Source organism: Phreatobacter sp., from assembly GCF_022843985.1.
Lineage (GTDB): Bacteria > Pseudomonadota > Alphaproteobacteria > Rhizobiales > Phreatobacteraceae > Phreatobacter.
In genome coordinates, this window is sequence record NZ_JALHMP010000006.1 from 87,368 (window position 1) to 109,894 (window position 22,527).

Consider the following 22,527-nt stretch of genomic DNA (forward strand, 5'->3'; position numbering starts at 1 on the left):
CGCGGCCGCCGCAGTGCAGCGACGCGCTGGGCGACGCGGTTCACGTCTGCGTGTGATGCATCCACAGCGCCGCCACAGCGCCGCTCGCTGGCTTAGACTGACGAGCCAAGCTTGAGCCAGAACCATGCTGACACGCCGCATCCTCCTCGCCGCGCCGCTTCTCGCGGCCCTGCCTTCGTCGCTCTCCGCGCAGGTCTCGTCCTCGGCCTATGCCTTCACGTTCGAGGGTCTCGACGGCAATCCCGTCCGTCTCGCCGACCATGCGGGACGGGTGCTGATGGTGGTCAACACCGCCTCCTCGTGCGGGTTCACCCCGCAATATGCCGACCTCCAGGCGCTGTGGACACGTTACCGCGATCGCGGTCTGACCATCGTGGGCGTGCCCTCGGACGACTTCAACCAGGAGCGCGGCACCGCGGCTGATATCGCCGCGTTCTGCCAGGGCGTCTATGGTGTGACCTTCCCAATGGCTGGCAAACATCGCGTCACCGGCCGCGACGCGCACCCTTTTTTCCGCTGGATCGCAGCGCAGCGACCAACCGATATCCCCACCTGGAACTTCCACAAATATGTGCTCGGTCGCAACGGTCAGGTGGTAGGCGCCTTTCCGGCACGCGTCCGACCCACCGATCCCCGCATTGTCGCTCTCATCGAAGCGCAGCTGGCCTCCGCCTGAAGACCGTTCGCATCGCCCCACGACTCCTGTAAGGAGGAGGCGATGCTGATCACGTCCTCGTCCGAACTGGCCGCCATCTGCGCGCGCCTCGCAAAGCACCCTTTCGTCACGGTCGATACGGAGTTCCTCCGGGAAACGACCTTCTGGCCGAAGCTCTGCGTCATCCAGCTGGCCGGCCCCGGCGAAGCCGTAGCTGTCGACGCGCTTGCGCCGGGCATGGACCTGTCGCCCTTCTTCGACCTGATGGTCGATCGAGCCGTGGTGAAGGTCTTCCATGCGGCCAGACAGGACGTTGAAATCGTCTGGCACCTGTCGAAGCGGATTCCCGAACCGCTCTTCGACAGCCAGGTCGCCGCCATGGTCCTCGGCTATGGCGATTCGATTTCCTATGATCAGTTGGTCCAGCGCACCAACGGCACGCAGCTCGACAAGACCAGCCGCTTCACCGATTGGTCGAAGCGGCCCTTGAGCAATGCCCAGATCGACTATGCCATCGCCGATGTGACCCATCTCCGCGATATCTATGTCAAGCTCACCGGGGAGCTGGAGAAGCGCGGCCGCACCGATTGGGTCGCCGAGGAGATGCGGGTCCTCACCTCCCCCGACACCTATCGCCAGGAACCCGAACGGGCCTGGGAACGGTTCCGCAGCCGTGTGCGCAAGCCGCGCGAACTCGCTGTCCTCATGGAGGTCGCCGCCTGGCGCGAGCGCGAGGCTCAGGCGCGCGACGTGCCACGCTCCCGCGTCCTGAAGGACGACAGCCTGTTCGACATCGCCCTCACCGGCCCCAAGACTGTCGAGGCGCTGGGGGCCATGCGCTCGATCCCCAAGGGGTGGGAGCGGTCCCGCGACGGCATGGCCGTCGTCGAGGCGGTGCAGGCGGGCCTCGCCCGCGATCCGCGCGAACTGCCCCCCATCGACAAGCACCGCCCGCAGAGCCAGTCGCAGTCGGCAACCGTCGAACTGCTGAAGGTCCTGTTGAAGATGGTGGCTGAGAAACACCACGTCGCCGCCAAGGTGGTCGCGACCTCCGATGATCTCGACCGCCTCGCCGAGAACGACGAGGCCGATATCGGCGCCCTCAAGGGCTGGCGACGCGAGCTCTTCGGCGAGAAGGCTCTTGCACTCAAGCACGGCAAACTGGCCCTTGCCATCGAACGGGGCCGCGTGACGGCCGTAGATCGCGTTCCGGCGGTCATCATCGCCGAGGACTGAAGGAGCTGCGCATGAGCAGGACCGACCCGGCTCTCGTCAGGGCCCATGAACTGCTCGAGCGCTTCGTCCTCTTCGACGGTCACAACGACCTGCCCTACACGATCCGCCGGGCCGCCGATGGCGACGTCGCGGCCTATGGCCTGGATCGCGTCCACCAGGAAAGCGACACCGACATCCCGCGCCTGCGCACGGGCAAGGTGGGCGCCCAGGTCTTTGCCGCCTTCGTGCCGACATCGGTCCCCAATCCGGGCCGCTTCACGCTCGAGCAGATTGCAATCGGCCTCGACATCGAGACGGTGCATGGCCGCATCTTCCACCCGGCGCGCCGCGCCGCCGACATTGCTGCGGCACGGCGGGCCGGCAAGATCGCCTCCGTCATCTCGGTCGAGAGCGCCGTCGGTCTCTGCGGCTCGCTCTCACCGCTCCGCGTCTGGCATGCGGCTGGCGTGCGCATCCTCACCCTCTGCCACAACGAGACGCTGGACTGGATCGATTCAGCCACCGATGCGCCCCGTCATGGCGGGCTGACGGATTTCGGCCGGTCACTGGTGGCCGAGTGCAACCGCATCGGCATGATGGTCGACCTCGCCCACGCCTCGCCGAAAGCCCAGCATGACGTGCTCGACGTCGCCGCGGCACCGTTGTTGTGGTCGCATTCCAACGCCACGGCGCTCTGCCCCCATCCGCGCAACGTGCCGGACGACGTGCTCGACCGGGTCAAGGCCAATGGCGGGGTCGTCATGGCCACCTTCGTGCCGAACTTCATCTCGCGTAAGAGTCACGACTGGATGGCGCCGCTGCAGGTCCACGGCAAGACACCGCCGGGTCACGACATCGACGCCGCGGTGACGCGCCGTGCGGCGGAGGCCGGCCCCTGGCCGCGTGGCTCCATCGCTGAGCTCTGCGACCACATCGAGTACATCGTCGGGCGCACGGGCCTCGCGCATATCGGCATTGGCTCCGACTTCTTTGGCGGTCCGAACCCACCGGACCTCGCTGATGCCTCCCGCTTTCCTCACCTGGTCGCCGAGCTCGTCCGGCGCGGCTGGTCGGACGCGGCCCTGAAGGGGATCCTCTCCGGAAATGCGCTCAGGGTCTGGCGGACCGTCGAAAAGGTCTCGGTCCGGCTGAAGGCGGAACGCCCGCCAGGGATCGCCCGGGTCGCGGCCGAGTCCCTCGTCACCCCCAGACGCAAGAAGCCGGCGACCTGAGCCGCCGGCGAGGCCGTCCATGCCCTTTTCACAATCGCGCGCCCCAACGCGACGAAAACTGAATGGTAAGCCAAGGCTCCTAGCGGATGAATGGTGACAGGCGCAGCGGTTGCGGTGCCGAGCGGTACAGGTTTTCGCGCAACTGCTCGTTGATCTGGCGTCGTTCCTCGGGGGAGCGCGACCGGACCGAAGCCCGCGGCTGAGGGCGGCTTTGGACAGCCATCCCCTGCCGAACGCCCCGCTCTTGGCCGGTCGGCGGCCAGTTGACGATTTCGACGCGCGCCGGCCTAGGAGCAGGTGGTATACGGGTGATGGCAACGTTCAGCACATTGGTCGCCTGCGACTTGGCATTCACGCTTAGGTCAGCGGCCAAGTTTATCGGAACGATCCTGAAACCGCCGCGGGCGTCTGCGAGCACCTCAAACTGCAACAAATAGTCAAGCTGCGAGAGTTCGGCATGATCGCCGGCGCGGACCGCTATTGCTGGAACGGCCGTCCGGAGCCATTCGGCCAGCCCCAGAGTTCCCGCGGATTCGGGCCAGCCCGTCGCAGTCGTCATCGCTGAACCTGGCAGGGCGCACGGATGTCCGCGAAGAGCCGTGAAGTCGATGCTGAAGCGGACCTTCCCGGAACGCGTGGCCTGACGATCCCAGCCCAACCCGGCCGAGGGAACTACGCTTCCACCCGAGAACGCAACAGATAAGCCAGCACTTGCGCCCGCACTGACGCCCTCAATGACCCGCAACTCCAAATCCACGGTGCTCGTGAACGCATCCATGTCGCGCGCGACCACGCTACCAAGAGAATAGATGCTGGCCAGCTCGCATTGGATGCGCTCTGACAAGACTTGGACGAGAAGCGGCTGCGACGCATGTTCCGACGAAATCGGCGGCGGCGATGCCGTGACGCAGCCGACAAACATCAGCGGCGCCACGACGAGAGTGACAAGTCTGGCATTCGTAGTCATTGCACGCCCCCCCACTTGGTGAGGCTACACAACCCTGACGAGAAGATACAATATCGGTACCACTCCTGACTCAGTGCGCCATCAGCACCGGAACCGGCGAATATTGCAGCAATGTCGTCGTCGTACCGCCAAGCACCATCTGGCGCAGGCGGGAATGGGCATAGGCGCCCATCACGATCATCTGCGCCCGGTTGTTCTGCGCGTGCTCGACGATCGTCTTGCCGACGTTCCGGCTGTAGGGAAGGTTCGTCACCGTCACCTTGACACCGTGATGGGCGAGCATCGGCGCGAGATCGGCGCCCGCCACCAACTCGTCGGCATGGCGATCGCCGAGCACCGAGACGATCTCGACATGACCTGCCTTGTCGATGAAGTCCGAGGCCGAGCCGATGGCGCGGGCGGCGACAGCCGAGCCGTCCCAGGCGACGACGATGGAATTCGACGCGCGGGCGGCGTCAAACCCGTCCGGAGCGAGGATCGTGGGGCGCCCTGTCGAAAGCAGCAACGTTTCGGCGAGTTCGGTCGCCCAGACGTCGTCCGGCCGCGGCCGGCCGCAGACGCAGAAATCATGCAGGCGGCCGCGCTTGCCAATCCGGCCGAACAGCGGGTCGATGGCGTCCGTCACCACCTCCACCGTGGAGGCAACGCCGGCCGTCTGGGTGGCATAGCGGATGGCGTTGCAGAGTTCGTCCGCCTTGTCGGTGCGCGTGTCGTTCTCGTCGGCGACGATCGCCTGGACCTCTGCCACCCCGGAATAGACGACGACCGGAACCTTGATAGCCCCGACCACCACCGACAGATGGGCACCATGGGCGGCAGCCAGCGAGACGGCGTACTCGATCGCTCCCTGCGGCTTTGCGCCGTCACCGGCAATGAGAGCGAGCAGGATCGACTTGATGGACATGGGGGCCTCCTTCTTCACGAGCGAACGCGCGGGACGGTCGCGCGTTCTGGGTGACGCGTCCTTGATGGAGATCAGACCGTCCGAGCTTAGCCGATCAAAGCGGGATGTTGTCGTGCTTTTTCCACGGCGTGTCGGCGGATTTGTTCCGAAGCAGGGAAAGGGCCCGGGCGACCCGGCGACGGGTCGAGTGGGGCATGATCACCTCGTCGATATAGCCACGCTCTGCGGCAACGAAGGGCGACAGGAACCGCTCCTCGTATTCCTTCGTCCTGGCTGCAATCTTCTCTGCATCCTTCATGTCGGCCCGGAAGATGATCTCGACCGCGCCTTTGGCGCCCATCACGGCGATCTGTGCGGTCGGCCAAGCATAGTTGATGTCGCCACCGATATGTTTGGAGGCCATGACGTCATAGGCGCCGCCGAAGGCCTTGCGGGTGATGACAGTGACCAGTGGCACGGTGCACTGCGTGAAGGCGAAGAGCAGCTTGGCGCCGTGCTTGATGAGGCCGCCATATTCCTGGCTCGTTCCGGGCAGGAAGCCGGGAACGTCGACGAAAGTGACGATCGGGATCGAGAAGGCGTCGCAGAAGCGGACGAAACGCGCCGCCTTGCGGCTGGCATCGGAATCGAGGACGCCCGCGAGAACCATCGGCTGGTTGGCGACGATGCCGACGGACCGGCCCTCGAACCGGGCAAACCCGGTGATGATATTGGGGGCAAACTTGGCCTGGATTTCGAAGAAGTCGCCCTCATCGACCGTCTTCAGGATCAACTCCTTCATATCGTAGGGCTTGTTCGGATTGTCCGGGACCAGTGTGTCGAGCGACATGTCGATCCGGTCCGGCTGATCGAAGGACGGGATTTCCGGCACGCCCTCCATGTTGTTGGAGGGCAGGAAATCGATGAGCCGGCGCATCTGCAGCAACAGTTCCAGATCATTCTCGTAGGCGCCGTCGGCGACCGACGACTTCACCGCGTGGACCGAGGCACCGCCGAGTTCCTCCGACGTGACGACCTCGTTGGTCACCGTCTTCACCACGTCGGGGCCGGTCACGAACATGTAGCTCGTGTCCTTCACCATGAAGATGAAGTCGGTCATGGCGGGCGAGTAGACGTCGCCGCCGGCACAGGGCCCCATGATCAGCGAAATCTGCGGAATGACCCCTGATGAGATCACATTTCGCTTGAAGACCTCGCCATAACCACCGAGAGCATCGACGCCTTCCTGAATTCTTGCACCACCGGCATCGAACAGGCCGATGATCGGCGCACGGGCCTTCAACGCCATATCCTGGATCTTCGTCATCTTGGCGGCATGAGCGCCGGACAGGGACCCGCCGAAAACCGTGAAGTCCTTGGAAAAGATGAAGACCGTGCGGCCGTTGACGGTACCCCAGCCGGTAACGACGCCGTCACCGGGAATATGGGACTTCTCCATGCCGAAATCCGCGCAGCGATGCTGCACGAACATGTCGAACTCCTCGAAGGACCCCTTGTCGACCAGGAGTTCAATACGCTCGCGGGCCGTTAGCTTGCCGCGCGCATGCTGGGCATCGATGCGCTTCTGGCCACCGCCAAGGCGGGCCTCGGCACGACGATTTTCAAGCCTTTCAAGGACGTCCTTCATTGCACGCCGGGGATCGCGCCCCGCCCCTCATCGGTATCGAGCCAGCAGGTCCGATAGCACGCAAGCTCCGCGCCAACCAATGAGACTGTCGGGGGATGGGATGGAACCGGGGGGAATGGTCCGCCGCGCTGCTCCGCAGCCTAACGGGTCAGTGGGCGGCGAGGACGGTTGCCGCCGCATCGAATTCGCGGCGACGCGCGACGCGACGTTCGGCCGCCTCGGCATCCTCGCCCCACTGGGATGCTTGAAAATCCTCGTCGACATGGGCGGCCGCCCATACCACCTCCGCGTCGAGCCGCCCGCGCAGCAGGGCGAGTGCCAGAAGCGCCGACCCGGTCAGAGTCGTCACCACATGGGTTGCGCCGATGCGCCAACCGTCATCCTCCGGGAGCACCGCCGCCAGGGCCGCCAGCGCGGCGGGAGGCTGGGTGACGAAGACGACGCCCTGCGACAGGATCAGCCGGGCACCGAGATCGTCGCGGGCCCAGGCAAGGACGGGGTCCCAGGCGGCCGCCTGGCGGGCGACGAGGCTCGCCGGCCCGTCGGCGCGATAGCAGAGGAGATCGGATGAGGCATAGCGCACGATCTCTGCCGCGACCGGCGCAGGATCGGGCAGGACACCGTCGATGATGGAATTGGCGATCCGCGTGATCGGCATCTTCAGAGGCTCGATGAATTCGCCGAGGGCCGCCCATTCCGCCGCGACCGCCGTTGCCAGCCTCTCCGTCGGAAAGGCCAGCGGATGGCGCCCCGGGGTCTTGGCCGGACGTCCGTCGAGAAGAAGGCGCCAGCCCGCATCGGACGGGCCAGCCGTCGCATCCTTGTAGAAGCGCTTCGGATAAGTCGGTTTCATCGCGAGCCGGGCCGAGGCCACCGGATCATAGGCAGCGGGGTCGAGGTCCCGGGCGAACCAGTCTTCGAAGGCGCTCTTGCTCATGGCCGCCATGTAGAGGCTTCGCCGGGCGATTTCAAACCGGCTCAGGCGACGAAGCGCAGGAACACCTCGCGTGCGTCGGGCATGGGCAGGCCGCGTGGCTCGAAGACGTGGCGCGACAGGAAATGGCCGGTAAGGCGGAAACCGGCGCGCACGTCGTCGGGCGCGATCGCCGCCGCTCCGCGCAGGAAGGCAGGCAGGGCGAGCAGACGGTCGTGCCAGGGCTCGCCCGCGGCACGGGACACGGCCCGCCCGGTCTTCGGCGAGACATAGACGAGGTCGTCCATCGATCCCGTCGCCGCACATTCCGACAGATCGACGCCGAAACCGAGGAGCCGCAGGACTTCCAGTTCGAAACGCACCATCAGCGGCGCGGCGATGGCGACATCGGGAAGCGTGTCGGCGATCAGTTCTACGGCCGCATAGATGCCCTCATGCGCCTCGCGTTCCGGCATCAGCCGCGCCAAGGCGGCGAGCAGGGTGATGCCCGCGATGCCCGCGCGCGCCTCCATCAGGCGCGCGGCGCGCGACACCTTGGCCTCGATCGCATAGGTGCCGAGATGCTCGTCGAGCCGCGCCGACCATGCCGCATGGACGGTGTTGCCGGGCTGGATCACGGGCTGCTGGCGACGCGACCGCCCCCCGCGCACCAGGCCGAGATGGCGGCCGTGGCTGCGGGTGAACAATTCGAGGATCACGCTCGATTCCCCATAGGATCGGGCGCCCAGGACGATCCCCTCGTCGATCCAGTGCATGGATCAGAAGTCGGACAGTTTCAGGTCCGGCGAATAGGCCACGTCCTCGATTTCCTTGACGATCGCCTGGCCGCAGATCACGCGCCCCTTGGCGGCATCAAAGGTAAGGGTCGGCGGGCCGTAGAGCTGCCAGCCCTTGTTGATTGCCTCGCTGACGCGATGGCAGAAGGCCGAATCGTCGGGGCCGGTCAGATAGCGGTAGAGCGTGGTCGCGCTCTTAGGTTTGACGGACAGCATGGCTCACCTGCCTTTCGGATAATCCAGACCCATGCGCTCGTAGCGCTCGGGATCATCGCCCCAGTTCTCGCGCACCTTCACGAAAAGGAACAGGTGCACCTTGGTCTCGAACAGCTTCGAGAGTTCCTCGCGCGCCGAAGTCGAGATCAGCTTGATGGTATCGCCGCGCTTGCCGAGCATGATCTTGCGCTGCCCTTCGCGCACCACATAGATCGTCTGCTCGATCCGGATCGAGCCGTCCTTTCGCTCCTCGTAGCTCTCTGTCTCGACGGTGGCGTCATAGGGCAACTCGTCGTGGAGGCGGTGATAGAGCTTCTCGCGGGTGATCTCGGCGGCAAGCATGCGGGCGGGCACGTCGGAAATCTCGTCCTCCGGATAGTGCCAGGGCCCGGCGGGAACGACAGCCGCGAGATGACGCTTCAGGTCCATGACACCGGACCCGGTGGTCGAGGAGATCATGAAGGTCTGGTCGAAGGTCGCACGCCCATTAATGGCCGTGGCCAGGTCGAGGAGTTTCGGCCGCTCGACAAGATCGACCTTGTTCAGCACCAGATCCTTCGGCTGGCGGATGTCGCCGATCTTGCCGAGGATGGCGTCGACGGATTCGTCGACGCCCTTCTTGGCATCGACCAGGACGAGCACGCGATCGGCGTCTGCGGCGCCCCCCCACGCCGCCGACACCATGGCGCGGTCAAGACGGCGCTTGGGCGAGAAGAGGCCTGGCGTATCGACCAGGATGACCTGCGAGGCCCCTTCCATGGCGATGCCGCGGACGAGGGCCCGGGTCGTCTGCACCTTGTGCGAGACGATGGTGACCTTGGCGCCGACCAGGGCATTGACCAGCGTCGACTTGCCGGCATTGGGCGCGCCGATGATGGCGACGAAACCGCAGCGGGTAGAAACCTCCTTCATGGCGCGCCCTCTCGCTGCGGGTTAGCCGGCCAGACACCCTCGCGCACCAGGACCGCGGTCGCGGCGGCGATCTCGGCCTGCCGCTTAGCGGCACCCTCCCCGGTTCCATCGGCGAGGCCGGGAATGATCACGGCCATGGTAAAGACGGGCGCGTGGTCAGGTCCGGTGCGGGACACGACCCGGTAGACCGGCGTGGCATAGCCCCTGCCCTGCGCCCATTCCTGCAGGGCGCTCTTGGCATCGCGCTGCACCGGGGCATTGGCGACGAGACGCTTGCGCCAGTTGCGGATGACGAAGGCCTCCGCGGCCGCCCATCCCGCGTCCAGATGGATGGCGCCGATCACAGCCTCGCAGAGGTCGGCGAGGACGCCGGGCCGCCGGCCGACCGCCGTCTGGCTCTCGGTCGGCCCAACATGGACGCCGTCGCCAAGACCGAGCGCGACGGCGACCTCCGCGCAGGTTTCCGCCCTGACAAGATCCGACAGGCGGCGCGACAGGTTGCCCTCGTCATCCTCCGGCATGGCCTTGTACAGCATGGCCGCCACCGCCAGGCCGAGCACACGGTCACCAAGGAATTCCAGCCGCTGGTACGAGCCCGAGCGCTTCTCGATGCCGGACACGGCGCTCGGATGGGTCAGCGCGCGGCCCAACAATCCCTTGTCGGCGAAGACATGGCCTATCCGCGCCTCGATCTCCTCGACGCTCGCCCGCTGGGCCTTGGCTTTGCGACCTGGCGCCACGGCCCCCGTCACCTCACGAGATTTCCGAACCGTGTCCAGCGGATCGACCAGGGCCAGCGCCAGAAGGCCCAGGCGCGCTCGCCCTCCTCCAGCGAGAAGAACAGGATCTGCGCCCGGCCGATGAGATGGTCGACAGGGATCGGACCGACCTGGCTCAGGACGCGGCTGTCGGTCGAATTGTCGCGGTTGTCGCCTAGAACGAAGACGTGGCCCTGCGGCACGTCATAGACCGGCGTGTTGTCGTAGAAACCATTCTCGTAGAGGTCGAGCGTCGTATAGGCGACGCCGTTCGGCAGCGTCTCGCGATAGCGGCGGGTGCGCACCTGCCGCCCGTCTTCAGTGTCCACGAAATCTTCGATCCGCTCGCGCTGGACGGGCGTTCCGTTGATGTGGACCTGGCCGGCGATCATCTGGATCCGGTCACCCGGAAGGCCGATCACCCGTTTGATATAGTCGACGTCGGGCTCGCGTGGCAGACGGAACACGACCACATCGCCGCGAGTGGGGACGGACCCCATGATCCGACCGTCGAACAGGTTGGGCGAGAACGGGAAGGAGAACTTCGAATAGCCGTAGGAGAACTTCGAAACGAAGAGATAGTCGCCGACGAGGAGCGTGTCCTTCATCGATCCCGAGGGGATGTTGAACGGCTGGAACAGAAATGTACGGATCACGAAGGCGATCAGCAGCGCGTGGATCACCACGCGGACGGTTTCGCCCAGTCCGCTCTTGTTGTCATCGGCCACGCGCGTCGAACCTCATGTCGAATGAGCCCGCCCTATAGCCCGCGCGTGGCCCTGCGCGCAACGACGTCCGTTGCGGTCGGAACGCCTTTCAGAACCGCACTTCCTGCCGGTTGCGGATCGAACGGCCCGTCGTATCGCGCAATTCCGGAGCGATAACCGGAGCCGGCGTCCCGGGGCCGACCGGATCGCGGGGGACAGAGGCACGGCGCACCGGCTCCCTGTTGCGGTCGATCGTCGTCGGGATCACGCCGGCCCCCTGGCCGCTCATGATCGTACCCCCCAGTGCGTTGCCCCCGGTCGGCGCACCCGATGACACCCGCGAGACATTGCTGAGCGAGGTGCTCTCGCGCGCTCCGGGCGCAGTGCGCATCCCGTCGACCTCCACCCGGGACGGCGCTGTCACCGCGCTGCGGCTGGAGAGCGGCTGGGCCGATGACGGGGACGACGCGGCCGAAGTTGCAGCCTGGTCTGCCGGTGCGGGCGCTGGAAGCGCCGATGTCTCGACTCGTGCGACGGGAACCGGCTGCACGACGGTGACGGGGCTCTCGCGCGCCGTCATGCAGCCGGCAAGGAGAGTTGCGAAGGCAGCGAGGGTCACGTGCTGGATCATGAAGGGGTCCGTTCAGGCCACCGGCACTCGAGGCGGCATCATTCCGATGGGCGACTGCCAGTCCTGTGCTCCGGGCACCCCCATCGGCCGGACCTCGTTGGCCGTGTCGGACCGGGCGAAGCGAGGAAGACGGAAGGCCAGGGGCCCCCGAAACCGTGCAGAGGCGCGTTGACGCAGTGGACCGGCAAGCCGTGGCGAAATGGTGGCGCCTCAGCGTGTCCGGCGGCCGCCCTGTGGCTGGGCTGCGCCCTGGGTCGCGTGCGGACCCAGAGCCGGATCGGGCGGCAGAGGCGGCGGAGTCGCATTGACGACGGGCGGTCCGGGAGGCGCGGAGGTCTGCGTCTGGGCGCAGCCGGCGAGACCGACCATGGCGGCGATCGTCAACCCCCTGAGGATCACTGTCTTCATGGCATCCGATCTCCGTGCACGACCCAAGCCCTTTAGCCTCCGGATGGCAGGTTCCGCAAGTCGTCTGAAAACCGGCAACACCCTGGCAACCTTAAACAAGTCTTAGGCGCCGGCTTCTACAGTCCGGTACCAGCAAGGGTGCGCGTTCGGAGTCTTCGATGGATATCGCCACAGTCCTCGGCCTGGTCGCGAGTGTCGCCGTCCTCGTCGGACTGATCATGATCGATGGCGGCAATTTCGCGCAATATGCCGACAAACACGCCGTCATCATCATCTTTGGCGGAGCCTTTGCGGCGACACTGACCCGCTATCCTCTCAGCGTGGTTATGCATGGCATTCCCATGGGCTTCAAGGCGGCCATGGCGATGCGCTCCATCAGCCCGCGGCAACTCGTCGAAGAGATCGCGACGATTGCCGACGTGGCCCGCAAGCAGGGACCGAACGCCCTCGAGAAGCTGGATGTGTCGGATCCGGTCCTGGCCCAGGGCGTGCGCTACATCGCTGATGGCTACGATGTCGACTTCATTCGCCAGGCCATGGAGACCGACAAGGACAAGGTCTATGCGGAGCTGGATGAAGCCCAGAAGATCTATCGCTCGATCGGCGATTGCGCGCCTGCCTTCGGCATGATCGGGACGCTGCTGGGCATGGTCAACATGTTCGCAAACATGACGGATCCCACCAAGCTCGGCCCGATCATGGCCATGGCGCTGCTCGCGACCCTCTACGGTGCCGTCATCGCCAACATGGTGTGCATGCCCATCGCCGACAAATGCCATCTGAAGATGGCGGAAGAGGATCTCTGCCGCTCGATCATCATGGATGGCGTGATCCAGATCCGGAACCAGAAGAGCCCGCAGATCGTGAGGGAAATGCTTCTCGCCTACTTGAGTGAGCACGACCGCCACGAAATGGCCGAAGCGGCCTGAGGACACGATGGCAAAACGCAAGGGTGACGGGCACGCAGGCGGTCACGGCTGGTTCGTGACCTTCGCCGACCTCATGGCGCTGCTGATGTCGTTCTTCGTGGTCATTGTCGCCACATCGGCCCAAGACGAGCGCAAGAAGCACATGATGACCGGCTCGTTCCGCGAGGCCTTCGGCACGACCAGCAACACCCAGCTCACCGGCATGGTCGAATTGCACGGCATCCCGACCCGCCCCTTCATCCAGAACCTGTCCTCTTCGCCTGAATCTCCGACCGATCGTCCGGCACCCCGGACAGATGAGCGTCATCCCGACGCCATCAACGCCTTGGCCGACCGGCGCATGGCGCTCGCCGCGGCCAGCCTGCGCCAGGCCCTGCAGGCCTTCCCGGAAATCGCCGAGCTTTCCAAAAACATCATCATGGAGGAGCGACCTGACGGGCTCGACATCCAGATCGTCGACCAGGACGGCCGCGCCATGTTCCCGCCGGACGGCCGTGAGCCCTATGAACGGACGCGCCGCCTCATCGCCGCCCTCGCCCCGGCCCTGCGCCAGCTGTCCAACCGTGTCACCATCACAGGCCACACCTCGGGCTCACGCGTCCTCGGTCGCCCGGGCTACGGCCCCTGGGACCTCACCGCCGACCGGGCCAATGCCGTGCGGATGATTCTGGAAGAACAGGGCCTGCCGCCCGACCGCATTTTCGCGGTCACCGGCAAGGGCGACAGCGAGCCGCTGTTCCCGGACGATCCCTATCTGGCTGCCAACCGGCGCGTGTCGATCCTGTTGATGAAGGAAGCCCCGGTGGCGCCCCGCGCCTTCCTCGGAAACTGATCAGGCCCAGCCGATCGAATCGAGGAATTCGGCAACCAGCTGGTTGAACAAGGCCGCGCGTTCGAAATAGACGGAATGGCCGGCTTCGGCGACCAGGTGGGTCCGGGCCTGCGGCCAGGTTTCGGCCACAAGCTCGATCCCGCGCGGACAGATCAGCGGATCCTCCGACCCGATGACGAACAGTGCCGGACAGGTCATGCGGGCGGCGTCGGCGGCGCCACGGACGCGCAGGGTACGGATGCGTTTGCCGACCTCCTCCTTGTCCAGGCCAAAAGTCAGCCGATCGATTCCCTGGTAGAGGGCATGGAGCGGCGGATTGTCCTCCGCCATCCGGGCCCCCGCGGCCCGATGAATGCCACGGGCGGAGAGGTCGGCGAGCACTGCCGGCATCTGCTGCCGCCACGCCGCGACGCCGGCATCCCCGAATCGGTCGTAGTCGAAGGAACCCGTGGTACAGGCCATAACGAGGCCGGCGACGCGGTCCGGAGCCGCCAGCGCCGTCTCGACGCAGGTCCAGCCGCCCATCGACTGGCCGATGATCACGGCCCTGGAGACCGCGAGATGATCGAGCAGCGCAATCAGGTCGCCGGCAAAGAGCTGTGGATCGGCGACGCCGCCCGGCGCCGTGGAGGGCGCGAACCCCCGGTGGGAAAAGACAACCACCCTGTGGCGCGCGGCGAAGACCGGCGCCGACTGCCACCAGCTCAGATGGTTGCCGCCGAGCCCATGGGCGAAGACGACGACCGGCCCCTCCCCGCCGACCTCGTAGTGAATGACGGCACCGTCGGGGCGCGCGAGGCGGCCGGGTGCCAGGGCGGGGATGGCGACGGGCATGGACAACTCCTTGGAGAACACCAGCCTAGACGGCGCCAGCCCCGACCGGAAGCGCCGGTGATGCAGGCCGACCGTGCCGGCACGACCCTTTCAGCGATCCCTCCCCGCGTCCATGATCACACAAAACAACACAGGAGGATGTCCATGGCCATGGTCGATGCAGAGCGCCTTGCCGCACTCGTCGCGACAATTTTCGAGCGGGCCGGTTGCGACGGCGACGAAGCGCGCCGCATCGGCCATTATCTCACCGAGGCGAATCTGACCGGCCATGACAGCCACGGGGTCGCCCGGGTCCCGCGCTATGTCGACTGGCTGAAGGAAGGCCGCGTCGAGGCCGGCAAGTCCGTGACCGCCATCGTCGACACGCCGGCCATCACCGTGCTCGACGGCCATTACGGCTTCGGCCAGACCGTCGGACCCCAGGCGGTCCGCATCGGCATCGCCAAGGCCAAGCAGCACGGCCTCGCCGCCGTCGCCCTGCGCAAGGCTGGCCATCTCGGCCGGATCGGCGACTTCGCCGAGATGGCAGCGGCCGAGGGCCTGGTCTCCATCCACTTCGTCAATGTGGTCGGTTCGATCCTGGTCGCACCCTATGGCGGGGTCGACCGCAGGCTGTCCACGGCTCCCTACTGCATCGGCGTGCCGCGGCCGGGCGCACCGCCGCTCCTGCTCGATTTCGCCACCTCGCTGGTGGCCGAGGGCAAGGTCCTTGTCGCCTCCTTGGGCGGCAAGCCCATTCCCCCGGACGCCCTGATCTCGCCGAACGGCACGAAGAGCGGCGATCCGGCGATACTGTACGGGCCCTACGCGTCCGGACCCGGCCCGCGCGACCCGATGAACGGGCCCGGCGCCATCCGGGCTTTCGGCGAACACAAGGGCTCGGGCCTCGCCTTCATGTGCGAAATTCTCGGCGGAGCCCTGACCGGCGCCGGCACGACCGGACCGGACAAGCGCTTCTGCAACGGTATGATGTCGATCTACATCGACCCGAAAGTGGTCGATCCCGACGGCTTCTTCCCGGCCGAATGCACCGACTATGTCGCCTATTACAAGAGCGCGCGGCCGGTCGAGGCCGGCGGCGAGGTTCTCGTCCCCGGCGAGGCCGAACTGCGTTCCCGGGCGAAAAAGCTGAAGGATGGGGTGCCGCTCTCCGATGGCACCTGGGACGCCATCGCCGCCACCGCGCGCGAGGTCGGTGTCGGGGACAATGTCATCAAGGCGGCCCTGCGCTGATCAGATCGACCCGAAATCGCCGCCGCGACCCTTCCCGGCGGCGAAACGGCCGGCCCCCGCAATGCCCTCCGTCACCGCCATGGCCGAAGACGTGCGCCACTCGCTGCGCAACGCCTCGTCCAGCGGCAGGTCCCATTGAGCGAGGGCGGAGGCCCGGTCGGCCCGCAGACATCCCTGGGGGAAACGAGCGATCGCGTGAGCCAGCGCTTCGGCGGCCTCCCGGGCCGTGCCTCGGGCCACGACCCGGTCGGCGAGCCCGATCCGCAACGCCTCGTCGGCCTCGACCTTGCGGCCGGTGAGGATGAGATCGAGCGCGCGGCCCTGGCCGACGAGGCGCGGCAGGCGCACTGTCCCGCCATCGATCAGCGGCACACCCCAGCGGCGACAATAGACACCCATATAGGCGTCTTCCTCCATGACGCGGAGATCGCACCACAACGCGAGTTCCATGCCGCCGGCCACGGCCGGTCCGGCAATGGCGGCGATGACGGGCTTGGAAAGTTGCAGGCGCGTCGGCCCCATCGGCCCGCGCGGCCAGTCCGCATCGCCATCGGGAATGTCGAGATTGCCACCGAAGGGTGTGCCGCCGGGGGCTGCCGCGGCATGTTTGAGATCGAAGCCGGCACAGAAGGCCCCGCCAGCGCCCCACAACACACCGACGCTGGCGGTGTCGTCGGCCTCGAAGGCGAGCAGCGCCGACGTGAGGGCCACGGCCCCTTCCGGGTTCATCGCGTTGCGCGCGGCGGAACGCGTGCGGATGAAAGTGGTGACGGGTCCGGATCGCTCGACGGTCAGATCAGTCATGGGGGCTCCTTCAATCGACGATGCCGGGGCTGTCCACCACCATCATGGTAGCGGTCATCATGGCGATGAGCTTGCGCTCGCCGCCCGTCTCGGCGAAGCACTCGCCCAGCGTCACCATGATCGTTCTGCCGGGCCGAACGACCCGGCCGATGCCGATGAAACGGTCGCCCCTGCCCGGCGACATCATGTTGACCTTGAATTCCACCGTCAGCACACCGGAGCCTTTCGGCATCAGCGTCATCGCCGCGAAGCCACAGGCATTGTCGACCAGGGCCGAAAGCGCACCGGCGTGAACGAAGCCGTGCTGCTGCAGGATATGCGGTGCATAGGGCATCGCCATCTCGACCGCGCCGGGAGCGACGGTCTCGAGGCTCATGCCGAGCGTTGCCATCATGCTCTGCCGCGCGAAACTGGCGCGGGCGCGGGCCTCGAAATCCCTGTCTTTCGGGGAAAACTCCTGCTGCGCGGCAGCCATGCACCAGCATCCTCATTGATTGGAAAGCAAAGTCTCGCAAACTGGCTTAACGTCGTGCAAGCCGGCTTGTCGGTCGAGGGATCGCATTGTTCTTCTGGTACATGCCACGCTTCACCGAGGCCGCGATGGGCGCAGCAACCCTGTCAGCTTCCGCGGCCCTCGCATCGGCGGTGACCATCACCCACCGGGTGATGTTGATGTCGGATCCCGCAACGGCATGGGACCTGTCCTCTCGCGGTGAGGCCATGCGGATGATCTCCGAGAAAATGGACGCGGCGACCCAGGGGTCTCTCGACGCCGCCTTCGCAGCCGGTCGCCTCGCCCTGCGCTCCGCGAGCGGCAGGATGTCGACCGATGATGTTGCCCACGACCTTCTGGCCATCGGCGTTGCCGCAGGCCGCCCGGCAGCCCGACGGGCCCGGGCCAACGCGAAACGGCTCAGCCGGACTTGACGGGGCCGCCAAGGTTTCCAGATTTTCGGGACTGGGAACCTTCGATGCCCGACCTTAGGGCCCATCGCCAAGGAGGCCGACCTTGCGCCGTACGCTCCGCGCTGCCACCGCCGCTCTCGCAGCCCTCGCCCTCATGCCATCTGCGGCCTCTGCGCTTTGCAGCGTCGCGGCCCGCCCCTTCGTCCTCGGCCAGCCTGGGCACATCGCCATGAGCGTCTCGGGCGAACCCTGCCGCATCAGCCTGCGGGCCGGCGGACAGAGCCGCTATGAATCGCTCAACATCGTCGAGCGACCGCGCGGTGGACGGGTGATTGCCGACGGGCGTACCGGCGTCGTCTACACCCCCTATCCCGGCTTCACCGGCACCGACCGCTTTGTCTTCGCCGTTACCGGTACGAGCAGCATCGGCAGCGGCACTTCCGAACTTTTCGTCGACGTTGTCGTCGACTAGCCCTCAGCTCAGAACGTTCACCAACCAAAGGGCCAGCGCCGGGAAGGCGACGACGAGGGCAAGCCGCAGGATGTCCGCGGCGACGAAGGGGATGACACCGCGATAGATGGCCAGGATCGGCACATCCCTGGCGATGGCGGAGATGACGAAGACGTTGAGCCCGATCGGCGGGGCGGTGAGGCCAATGCCCACCACCATCAGCACGAGAATGCCGAACCAGATGGCGATGTCGTCGGGCATCATGCCGAGGTCGAGCGCGGTGACGATGGGAAAGAAGATCGGCAGTGTCAGCAGGATCATGGCCAGTTCGTCCATGACACCCCCGAGGATGATGTAGAAAATCAGCAGACCGATGATGACGCCATAGGGAGACAGCCCTGACTGGGTGACGATTTCGGCCGCGGTCGCGGGCAGTTGCGACAGGGCGAGGAAGCCGTTGAAGACCTCGGCACCGAGCAGGATGATGAAGATCATGGCCGAAGTCTCGGCGGTCTGGATCAGCGAGGCCTTGATCTCGGGCCAGCCGAGGCTCCCCTGCGCGATACCAACGACGAGCATGGCAATGCAGCCGACGGAGGCCGCCTCGGTCGGGGTGAAGACACCGCCATAGATGCCGCCGACGACGGCGACGGCGATGAGCAGGACAGGCCAGACGCCGAGCAGGGCCCGCCAGCGCTCGGCCCATGGCACCCGCGCGACGGCCGGACCGGCCCTGGGGTCGAGGCGCACCATGATGGCGATGACGACGCAATAAAACACAGCGGCCATGAGGCCTGGGATCAGCGCCGCCATGAACAGCTTGGCGATGTTCTGTTCGGTGGTGATGGCATAGACGACGAGGATGACCGAGGGCGGGATGAGGATGCCGAGCGTGCCGCCCACCGCGACCATGCCGGTGGCGAAGCCTTGATCATAGCCGTAGCGCTTGAACTCCGGCAGCGTCGCCCGACCGAAGGTGGCGGTGGTGGCCACCGACGAGCCGCAGATGGCCCCGAACCCGGTGCAGGCGCCGACCAGCGCCATGCCGAGCCCGCCGCGCCGATGACCAAGGAAGCTCGCCGCTGCCCGGAACAGCGCCGTGGACAGGCCCGACTTCTCGGCGAGCGCCCCCATCAGGATGAACAGCGGGATCACAGAAAGCGTGTAACTGGCAAAGAGGTGGTAGGGCGTGGTCTTCATGTAGTTGAGGAAGATCGGCACGCTGGTGAACCAGGCATAGCCGAGCGACCCCGCCGTCAGCATGGCGAGCCCGATGGGCATTCGCAGCACCAGCAACAGCAGCATGCCGGCAAAGCCGAGGGCGGCGACGGCGGCACCGCTCATGAGGGCTCCCGCAACAGGCGCACCGCCGAGACCAGGGTGGCGCTGGCCAGCACGAAGGCCATGACCCCGACGGCCAGGATCGCCCAGCCGATGGGAATGGCGAGGACCATCGAACTCGTGCGCGAGCCGATGGCGTCGAGCCCGCCGACGATGAGCCGCCAGCCGATCAGCAGCGCGAAACCGGCATAGAGCCCGTCCCACAGCCGGTCGAGGAAGCGGTTGAACGAGGCAGGCGTCCGCAAGGTGAAGGTGTCGACGAAGACATTGCCGCGTTTCAGCTGGCACAGCGGCAGGAAGGCGAAGACCGCCACGGCGGTGGCGATCTGCACCATTTCGAAGTCGCCCTTGACGCCGGAGGCGAAAAGCCAGCGCAGCAGCACGGAGGTGGTGACCATGAGCGCCGCGGCGAGCATGAGCAGGCCGCCGAAAACAGCCAGTCCCCGCGCGACACGGTCGACCACTCCGGGCGGCGGTGCACCGTCGCCCGTCGCCGCCCCCTCCCCGGCCATACGCTCAGGCCGCCATATGTTTGGCGACGGCAGCCCGCACGTCGTCGACGATCTTTTGCCCGTCAAGGCCCCGCTCCCGGACGCCCCTGATCCAGGCCTCTTCGACCGGTCGGGTCGCGATGCGCCAGCGCGCCGCCTCGTCCTCGGCGAGGACGGTCACCGTGTTGCGCGGGCGTGCCCTGACCATCTCGCTCACCGCCCGGCCGCGTTCGTCCCACATTTCGCCGGCCATGACGGCGGCTACCATGCCGGAATGGTCGTCCATCACCCTCTTCAGGTCGGCCGGCAGGCCCTCATATTTCGCCTTGTTCATGGCGAGGATGAAGGTGGCGGTGTAGAGGGTCGGCGAGCCTGGGATCTCGGTATGATGGTTGACGAGCTCGTGCAGGCGCAGCGCCGGGACAACCTCCCAGGGCACCACTGCGCCGTTGATCACACCCTGGGCGAGCGCCTCGGGGACCTGAGGAATGGGCATGCCGATGGCGGTGGCGCCGAGCGCCCGGAGCGCCTCGCCGGCCTGGCGCGTCGGAAAGCGCAGCTTCAGGCCCTGCAGGTCGGCCTGGGTGCGGACCTGCTTGTTGGAATGGATCAGGCCGTGGTCATGCGCCCACAGGCAGAGCGGCTGGACCTCGGCATAGTCCTTGTAGAAATGCGTCGGGCCGAGCTCCGCCATCACCCTGGAATTGGTGACGCCGCGCTTGCCGGCGATGAAGGGCAGTTCCATCGCCTCCGTCGCCGGAAAGCGGCCAGGGGTATTGCCCGGCAGGGTCCAGACGATATCGGCAACGCCGTCACGCGCCTGATCGAAGAGCTGGGGTGGCGCGCCGCCAAGCTGCATCGACGGAAAGATGTCGATCTTGATGCGGTTGCCGGATGCTTCCTGCACCTTGCGTGACCAGGGCAACAGAAAGCGCTGGTGGGCATTTGAGACGGGCGGAAGAAAATGGTGCAGGCGCAGCGTGACCTGCGGGACCTGGCCCCAGGCGGTCCGCATAACCGCTGGTGTGGCGATGGCGGCACCGGCAAAAGCCAGCGCATGGCGGCGGGTGAGCGTCATGACAGGATCCTCGTCAACGTTCCTCGGGAGGCCGTGCGGCCGGCGCCGTTCGGGGCGTCTTGGTCGATTGGGCGTGACGATAGCGACTGGCAGGCGCCAGCCGCAAGGCATTTGGTGGGAGAAAGGGCTGAACAGCCCGATCGTCACATCGTCGCGCCGATCTGCCAGGGCACGAACTCGTTGTCGCCATAGCCGAGCAGTTCCGACTTGGTCTTCTTGCCCGAGGCCGTGCGGAGGATGAGCTCGAAGATCTCGCGCCCCTTGTCGTCGAGGGACACCCCGTCCAGCACGTCGCCGCAATTGATATCCATGTCGTCGATCATGCGGGCGTAGATGTCGGAATTGGTGGCGAGCTTAATGGAGGGCGTCGGCTTGCAGCCATAGGCAGAGCCGCGCCCGGTGGTGAAGCACAGGATGTTGGAGCCCCCCGCCACCTGTCCCGTCGCCGCGACCGGATCATAGCCAGGCGTGTCCATATAGACGAAGCCGTTGCGGTCGATCTTCTCGGCATAGTGGTAGACGCCGCGCAGCGTCGTCGACCCGCCCTTGGCCGCGGCGCCAAGCGACTTCTCCAGGATGGTGGTAAGACCGCCGGCCTTGTTGCCGGGCGATGGATTGTTGTCCATCGACCCCTCGTGCTTGGCCGTATAGCCCTCCCACCAGCGGATGATGTCAACCAGCTTCTCACCGACGGCGCGGTTTTCGGCCCGGCGGGTCAAAAGGTGCTCGGCGCCATAGATCTCCGGCGTTTCCGACAGGCAGGCGGTGCCACCGTTTCGCACCAGGAGGTCCACCGCCTTGCCCAGTGCGGGATTGGCGGTGATTCCGGAATAGCCGTCGGACCCGCCGCATTGCAGCGCCAGGCACAGTTCGGAGGCCGGCAGCGTCTCGCGCTTCGCCTGGTTGACGATCGGCAGCATCTCCCGGATCCGCGCCAGGCCGGCCTCGATCGACTTCTTCGTTCCGCCGGTTTCCTGGATCGTCATCGACTGGAAATGCGCCCCCGGATGGATGCCGTAGCGCTTCATCAGGCCCGGGATCTGGAACACCTCGCAGCCGAGGCCGACGATCAGCACGGCGGAGACGTTGGGATTGGTGGCATAGCCCCAGATGGTGCGCTCGAGGATGTCGAAGCCGGGCCCCTCGCCGGCGAGGCCGCACCCGGTTCCGTGAACGAGCGGGATCACGCCGTCAACATTGGGATAATCGTCCAGCATCCCCGACCGGTTGACCGCTTCGGCCATGAAACGAGCGACAGAGGCCGAGCAGTTCACCGAGGTGAGAATGGCGATGTAGTTGCGCGTGCCGGCGCGACCGCCCGGCCGCCGGAACCCCTCGAAAGTGGCGCGCTGCTCGACGGGCAGCACGTCCTCGGGCTGGGCGTCTCGGGCGAAGGCATAGTCGCGTTCGAAGGCGGCGAAGGCGCAATTGTGGGTATGGACCCAGTCGCCGGGTGCAATGGGCTGCGAGGCAAAGCCGATGATCTGGCCGTACTTGACGATGGGCTGGCCCTCGGCAAGCGGCCTCGTCGCCATCTTGTGGCCCTTCATGACCCGCGCTGCGGCCATCACACCGTCGACGCGCTTGCCGGCATCGATCGTGTCGACGGCAACGACGACATTGTCCGCGGCGGCGAGGCGGATGAAACGGGGTTGGATGGTCATGGGGCTCTCCCGGCGCAGCGGC

General features: G+C 66.3%; 26 protein-coding genes. 8 read left to right on the forward strand and 18 right to left on the reverse strand.

Going from position 1 to position 22,527, the window contains the following annotated elements; all coding sequences use genetic code 11:
- Positions 1-124: 124 nt before the first annotated feature.
- From Q0C57_RS05915 to Q0C57_RS05925, 3 genes are read left to right on the forward strand one after another with little or no spacing between them, the layout of a single operon-like run.
- Positions 125-676, forward strand: coding sequence for a glutathione peroxidase (locus Q0C57_RS05915; RefSeq protein WP_296573462.1), 552 nt, complete (start codon positions 125-127; stop codon positions 674-676).
- Positions 677-718: 42 nt separating this feature from the next.
- Entirely contained in the window at positions 719-1,891 is a 1,173-nt protein-coding gene (gene rnd, locus Q0C57_RS05920) for a ribonuclease D (protein WP_296573465.1), read from the forward strand.
- Positions 1,892-1,902: 11 nt separating this feature from the next.
- Positions 1,903-3,102, forward strand: coding sequence for a dipeptidase (locus tag Q0C57_RS05925; protein WP_296573468.1), 1,200 nt, complete (start codon positions 1,903-1,905; stop codon positions 3,100-3,102).
- Positions 3,103-3,181: 79 nt separating this feature from the next.
- On the opposite strand, the gene Q0C57_RS05930 is transcribed toward Q0C57_RS05925, so the two are convergent.
- From Q0C57_RS05930 to Q0C57_RS05980, 11 genes are all read right to left on the reverse strand, one after another.
- A complete protein-coding gene (locus tag Q0C57_RS05930) occupies positions 3,182-4,069 on the reverse strand; it encodes a hypothetical protein (RefSeq protein ID WP_296573470.1) in 888 nt (295 codons plus the stop codon).
- A 70-nt stretch (positions 4,070-4,139) separates the two neighbouring features.
- Positions 4,140-4,973 (reverse strand): universal stress protein, encoded by an 834-nt coding sequence (locus Q0C57_RS05935; protein ID WP_296573471.1) that lies wholly within the window; start codon positions 4,971-4,973, stop codon positions 4,140-4,142.
- A gap of 94 nt (positions 4,974-5,067) precedes the next feature.
- Positions 5,068-6,600, reverse strand: coding sequence for an acyl-CoA carboxylase subunit beta (locus tag Q0C57_RS05940; protein WP_296573473.1), 1,533 nt, complete (start codon positions 6,598-6,600; stop codon positions 5,068-5,070).
- 148 nt (positions 6,601-6,748) lie between these two features.
- On the reverse strand, positions 6,749-7,546 hold the full coding sequence (locus Q0C57_RS05945) for an ATP12 family protein (protein ID WP_366937802.1): 798 nt from the start codon (positions 7,544-7,546) through the stop codon (positions 6,749-6,751).
- Between the two features lie 32 nt (positions 7,547-7,578).
- Positions 7,579-8,289 carry a DNA repair protein RecO gene (recO, locus tag Q0C57_RS05950; protein WP_296573474.1) on the reverse strand — a complete coding sequence of 237 codons (711 nt, stop codon included), beginning with the start codon at positions 8,287-8,289 and terminating at the stop codon, positions 7,579-7,581.
- A 3-nt stretch (positions 8,290-8,292) separates the two neighbouring features.
- Positions 8,293-8,526, reverse strand: coding sequence for a DUF1737 domain-containing protein (locus Q0C57_RS05955; protein WP_296573477.1), 234 nt, complete (start codon positions 8,524-8,526; stop codon positions 8,293-8,295).
- A gap of 3 nt (positions 8,527-8,529) precedes the next feature.
- The gene (gene era / locus Q0C57_RS05960) at positions 8,530-9,438 is read right to left on the reverse strand and encodes a GTPase Era (RefSeq protein WP_296573478.1); all 909 of its coding nucleotides are present in this window, start codon (positions 9,436-9,438) and stop codon (positions 8,530-8,532) included.
- Positions 9,435-10,178: a ribonuclease III gene (rnc, locus tag Q0C57_RS05965; RefSeq protein WP_296573482.1), complete on the reverse strand. Its 744-nt coding sequence runs from the start codon at positions 10,176-10,178 to the stop codon at positions 9,435-9,437. Before rnc ends, era begins: the two co-directional genes overlap by 4 nt.
- An 8-nt stretch (positions 10,179-10,186) precedes the next feature.
- Positions 10,187-10,924, reverse strand: coding sequence for a signal peptidase I (gene lepB / locus Q0C57_RS05970; RefSeq protein WP_296573484.1), 738 nt, complete (start codon positions 10,922-10,924; stop codon positions 10,187-10,189).
- A gap of 88 nt (positions 10,925-11,012) precedes the next feature.
- The gene (locus tag Q0C57_RS05975; RefSeq protein ID WP_296573487.1) at positions 11,013-11,534 is read right to left on the reverse strand and encodes a hypothetical protein; all 522 of its coding nucleotides are present in this window, start codon (positions 11,532-11,534) and stop codon (positions 11,013-11,015) included.
- Positions 11,535-11,744: 210 nt separating this feature from the next.
- A complete protein-coding gene (locus tag Q0C57_RS05980) occupies positions 11,745-11,942 on the reverse strand; it encodes a hypothetical protein (protein ID WP_296573490.1) in 198 nt (65 codons plus the stop codon).
- A gap of 158 nt (positions 11,943-12,100) precedes the next feature.
- Here Q0C57_RS05980 and Q0C57_RS05985 point away from each other — a divergent pair, with 158 nt between their 5' ends.
- Entirely contained in the window at positions 12,101-12,871 is a 771-nt protein-coding gene (locus tag Q0C57_RS05985) for a MotA/TolQ/ExbB proton channel family protein (protein ID WP_296573493.1), read from the forward strand.
- A 7-nt stretch (positions 12,872-12,878) separates the two neighbouring features.
- Complete coding sequence (locus tag Q0C57_RS05990) at positions 12,879-13,703, forward strand: flagellar motor protein MotB (RefSeq protein WP_296573497.1); 825 nt, start codon at positions 12,879-12,881, stop codon at positions 13,701-13,703.
- Here the strand turns inward: Q0C57_RS05990 and Q0C57_RS05995 are convergent, their stop codons facing one another.
- A complete protein-coding gene (locus Q0C57_RS05995; protein WP_296573499.1) occupies positions 13,704-14,537 on the reverse strand; it encodes an alpha/beta hydrolase in 834 nt (277 codons plus the stop codon). It lies immediately after the preceding gene.
- Between the two features lie 144 nt (positions 14,538-14,681).
- Here Q0C57_RS05995 and Q0C57_RS06000 point away from each other — a divergent pair, with 144 nt between their 5' ends.
- Positions 14,682-15,770, forward strand: coding sequence for a malate/lactate/ureidoglycolate dehydrogenase (locus tag Q0C57_RS06000; RefSeq protein WP_296573502.1), 1,089 nt, complete (start codon positions 14,682-14,684; stop codon positions 15,768-15,770).
- On the opposite strand, the gene Q0C57_RS06005 is transcribed toward Q0C57_RS06000, so the two are convergent.
- Together Q0C57_RS06005 and Q0C57_RS06010 are read right to left on the reverse strand one after the other, a co-directional pair.
- On the reverse strand, positions 15,771-16,574 hold the full coding sequence (locus Q0C57_RS06005; protein ID WP_296573505.1) for a crotonase/enoyl-CoA hydratase family protein: 804 nt from the start codon (positions 16,572-16,574) through the stop codon (positions 15,771-15,773).
- Positions 16,575-16,584: 10 nt separating this feature from the next.
- Complete coding sequence (locus Q0C57_RS06010) at positions 16,585-17,049, reverse strand: PaaI family thioesterase (protein WP_296573508.1); 465 nt, start codon at positions 17,047-17,049, stop codon at positions 16,585-16,587.
- 170 nt (positions 17,050-17,219) lie between these two features.
- Between Q0C57_RS06010 and Q0C57_RS06015 the strand changes: the two genes are divergently transcribed.
- Complete coding sequence (locus Q0C57_RS06015; protein ID WP_296573512.1) at positions 17,220-17,501, forward strand: hypothetical protein; 282 nt, start codon at positions 17,220-17,222, stop codon at positions 17,499-17,501.
- An 82-nt stretch (positions 17,502-17,583) separates the two neighbouring features.
- The gene (locus Q0C57_RS06020) at positions 17,584-17,952 is read left to right on the forward strand and encodes an Ig-like domain-containing protein (protein ID WP_296573516.1); all 369 of its coding nucleotides are present in this window, start codon (positions 17,584-17,586) and stop codon (positions 17,950-17,952) included.
- A 3-nt stretch (positions 17,953-17,955) separates the two neighbouring features.
- Here the strand turns inward: Q0C57_RS06020 and Q0C57_RS06025 are convergent, their stop codons facing one another.
- From Q0C57_RS06025 to Q0C57_RS06040, 4 genes are all read right to left on the reverse strand, one after another.
- Positions 17,956-19,275 carry a TRAP transporter large permease gene (locus Q0C57_RS06025; protein ID WP_296573518.1) on the reverse strand — a complete coding sequence of 440 codons (1,320 nt, stop codon included), beginning with the start codon at positions 19,273-19,275 and terminating at the stop codon, positions 17,956-17,958.
- On the reverse strand, positions 19,272-19,784 hold the full coding sequence (locus Q0C57_RS06030; RefSeq protein ID WP_296573521.1) for a TRAP transporter small permease: 513 nt from the start codon (positions 19,782-19,784) through the stop codon (positions 19,272-19,274). Before Q0C57_RS06030 ends, Q0C57_RS06025 begins: the two co-directional genes overlap by 4 nt.
- 4 nt (positions 19,785-19,788) lie before the next feature.
- A complete protein-coding gene (locus Q0C57_RS06035) occupies positions 19,789-20,841 on the reverse strand; it encodes a TRAP transporter substrate-binding protein (protein WP_296573523.1) in 1,053 nt (350 codons plus the stop codon).
- A gap of 143 nt (positions 20,842-20,984) precedes the next feature.
- Entirely contained in the window at positions 20,985-22,505 is a 1,521-nt protein-coding gene (locus tag Q0C57_RS06040) for a UxaA family hydrolase (protein WP_296573526.1), read from the reverse strand.
- Positions 22,506-22,527 lie beyond the last annotated feature (22 nt).

Coding starts and splice junctions, on each gene's coding strand:
- Q0C57_RS05915 (WP_296573462.1), top strand. CDS start 125: ATGCTGACACGCCGCATCCTCCTCGCCGCGCCGCTTCTCGCGGCCCTG.
- rnd (WP_296573465.1), top strand. CDS start 719: ATGCTGATCACGTCCTCGTCCGAACTGGCCGCCATCTGCGCGCGCCTC.
- Q0C57_RS05925 (WP_296573468.1), top strand. CDS start 1,903: ATGAGCAGGACCGACCCGGCTCTCGTCAGGGCCCATGAACTGCTCGAG.
- Q0C57_RS05930 (WP_296573470.1), bottom strand. CDS start 4,069: ATGACTACGAATGCCAGACTTGTCACTCTCGTCGTGGCGCCGCTGATG.
- Q0C57_RS05935 (WP_296573471.1), bottom strand. CDS start 4,973: ATGTCCATCAAGTCGATCCTGCTCGCTCTCATTGCCGGTGACGGCGCA.
- Q0C57_RS05940 (WP_296573473.1), bottom strand. CDS start 6,600: ATGAAGGACGTCCTTGAAAGGCTTGAAAATCGTCGTGCCGAGGCCCGC.
- Q0C57_RS05945 (WP_366937802.1), bottom strand. CDS start 7,546: ATGGCGGCCATGAGCAAGAGCGCCTTCGAAGACTGGTTCGCCCGGGAC.
- recO (WP_296573474.1), bottom strand. CDS start 8,289: ATGCACTGGATCGACGAGGGGATCGTCCTGGGCGCCCGATCCTATGGG.
- Q0C57_RS05955 (WP_296573477.1), bottom strand. CDS start 8,526: ATGCTGTCCGTCAAACCTAAGAGCGCGACCACGCTCTACCGCTATCTG.
- era (WP_296573478.1), bottom strand. CDS start 9,438: ATGAAGGAGGTTTCTACCCGCTGCGGTTTCGTCGCCATCATCGGCGCG.
- Q0C57_RS05975 (WP_296573487.1), bottom strand. CDS start 11,534: ATGATCCAGCACGTGACCCTCGCTGCCTTCGCAACTCTCCTTGCCGGC.
- Q0C57_RS05980 (WP_296573490.1), bottom strand. CDS start 11,942: ATGAAGACAGTGATCCTCAGGGGGTTGACGATCGCCGCCATGGTCGGT.
- Q0C57_RS05985 (WP_296573493.1), top strand. CDS start 12,101: ATGGATATCGCCACAGTCCTCGGCCTGGTCGCGAGTGTCGCCGTCCTC.
- Q0C57_RS05990 (WP_296573497.1), top strand. CDS start 12,879: ATGGCAAAACGCAAGGGTGACGGGCACGCAGGCGGTCACGGCTGGTTC.
- Q0C57_RS05995 (WP_296573499.1), bottom strand. CDS start 14,537: ATGCCCGTCGCCATCCCCGCCCTGGCACCCGGCCGCCTCGCGCGCCCC.
- Q0C57_RS06000 (WP_296573502.1), top strand. CDS start 14,682: ATGGCCATGGTCGATGCAGAGCGCCTTGCCGCACTCGTCGCGACAATT.
- Q0C57_RS06005 (WP_296573505.1), bottom strand. CDS start 16,574: ATGACTGATCTGACCGTCGAGCGATCCGGACCCGTCACCACTTTCATC.
- Q0C57_RS06010 (WP_296573508.1), bottom strand. CDS start 17,049: ATGGCTGCCGCGCAGCAGGAGTTTTCCCCGAAAGACAGGGATTTCGAG.
- Q0C57_RS06025 (WP_296573518.1), bottom strand. CDS start 19,275: ATGAGCGGTGCCGCCGTCGCCGCCCTCGGCTTTGCCGGCATGCTGCTG.
- Q0C57_RS06030 (WP_296573521.1), bottom strand. CDS start 19,784: ATGGCCGGGGAGGGGGCGGCGACGGGCGACGGTGCACCGCCGCCCGGA.
- Q0C57_RS06035 (WP_296573523.1), bottom strand. CDS start 20,841: ATGACGCTCACCCGCCGCCATGCGCTGGCTTTTGCCGGTGCCGCCATC.
- Q0C57_RS06040 (WP_296573526.1), bottom strand. CDS start 22,505: ATGACCATCCAACCCCGTTTCATCCGCCTCGCCGCCGCGGACAATGTC.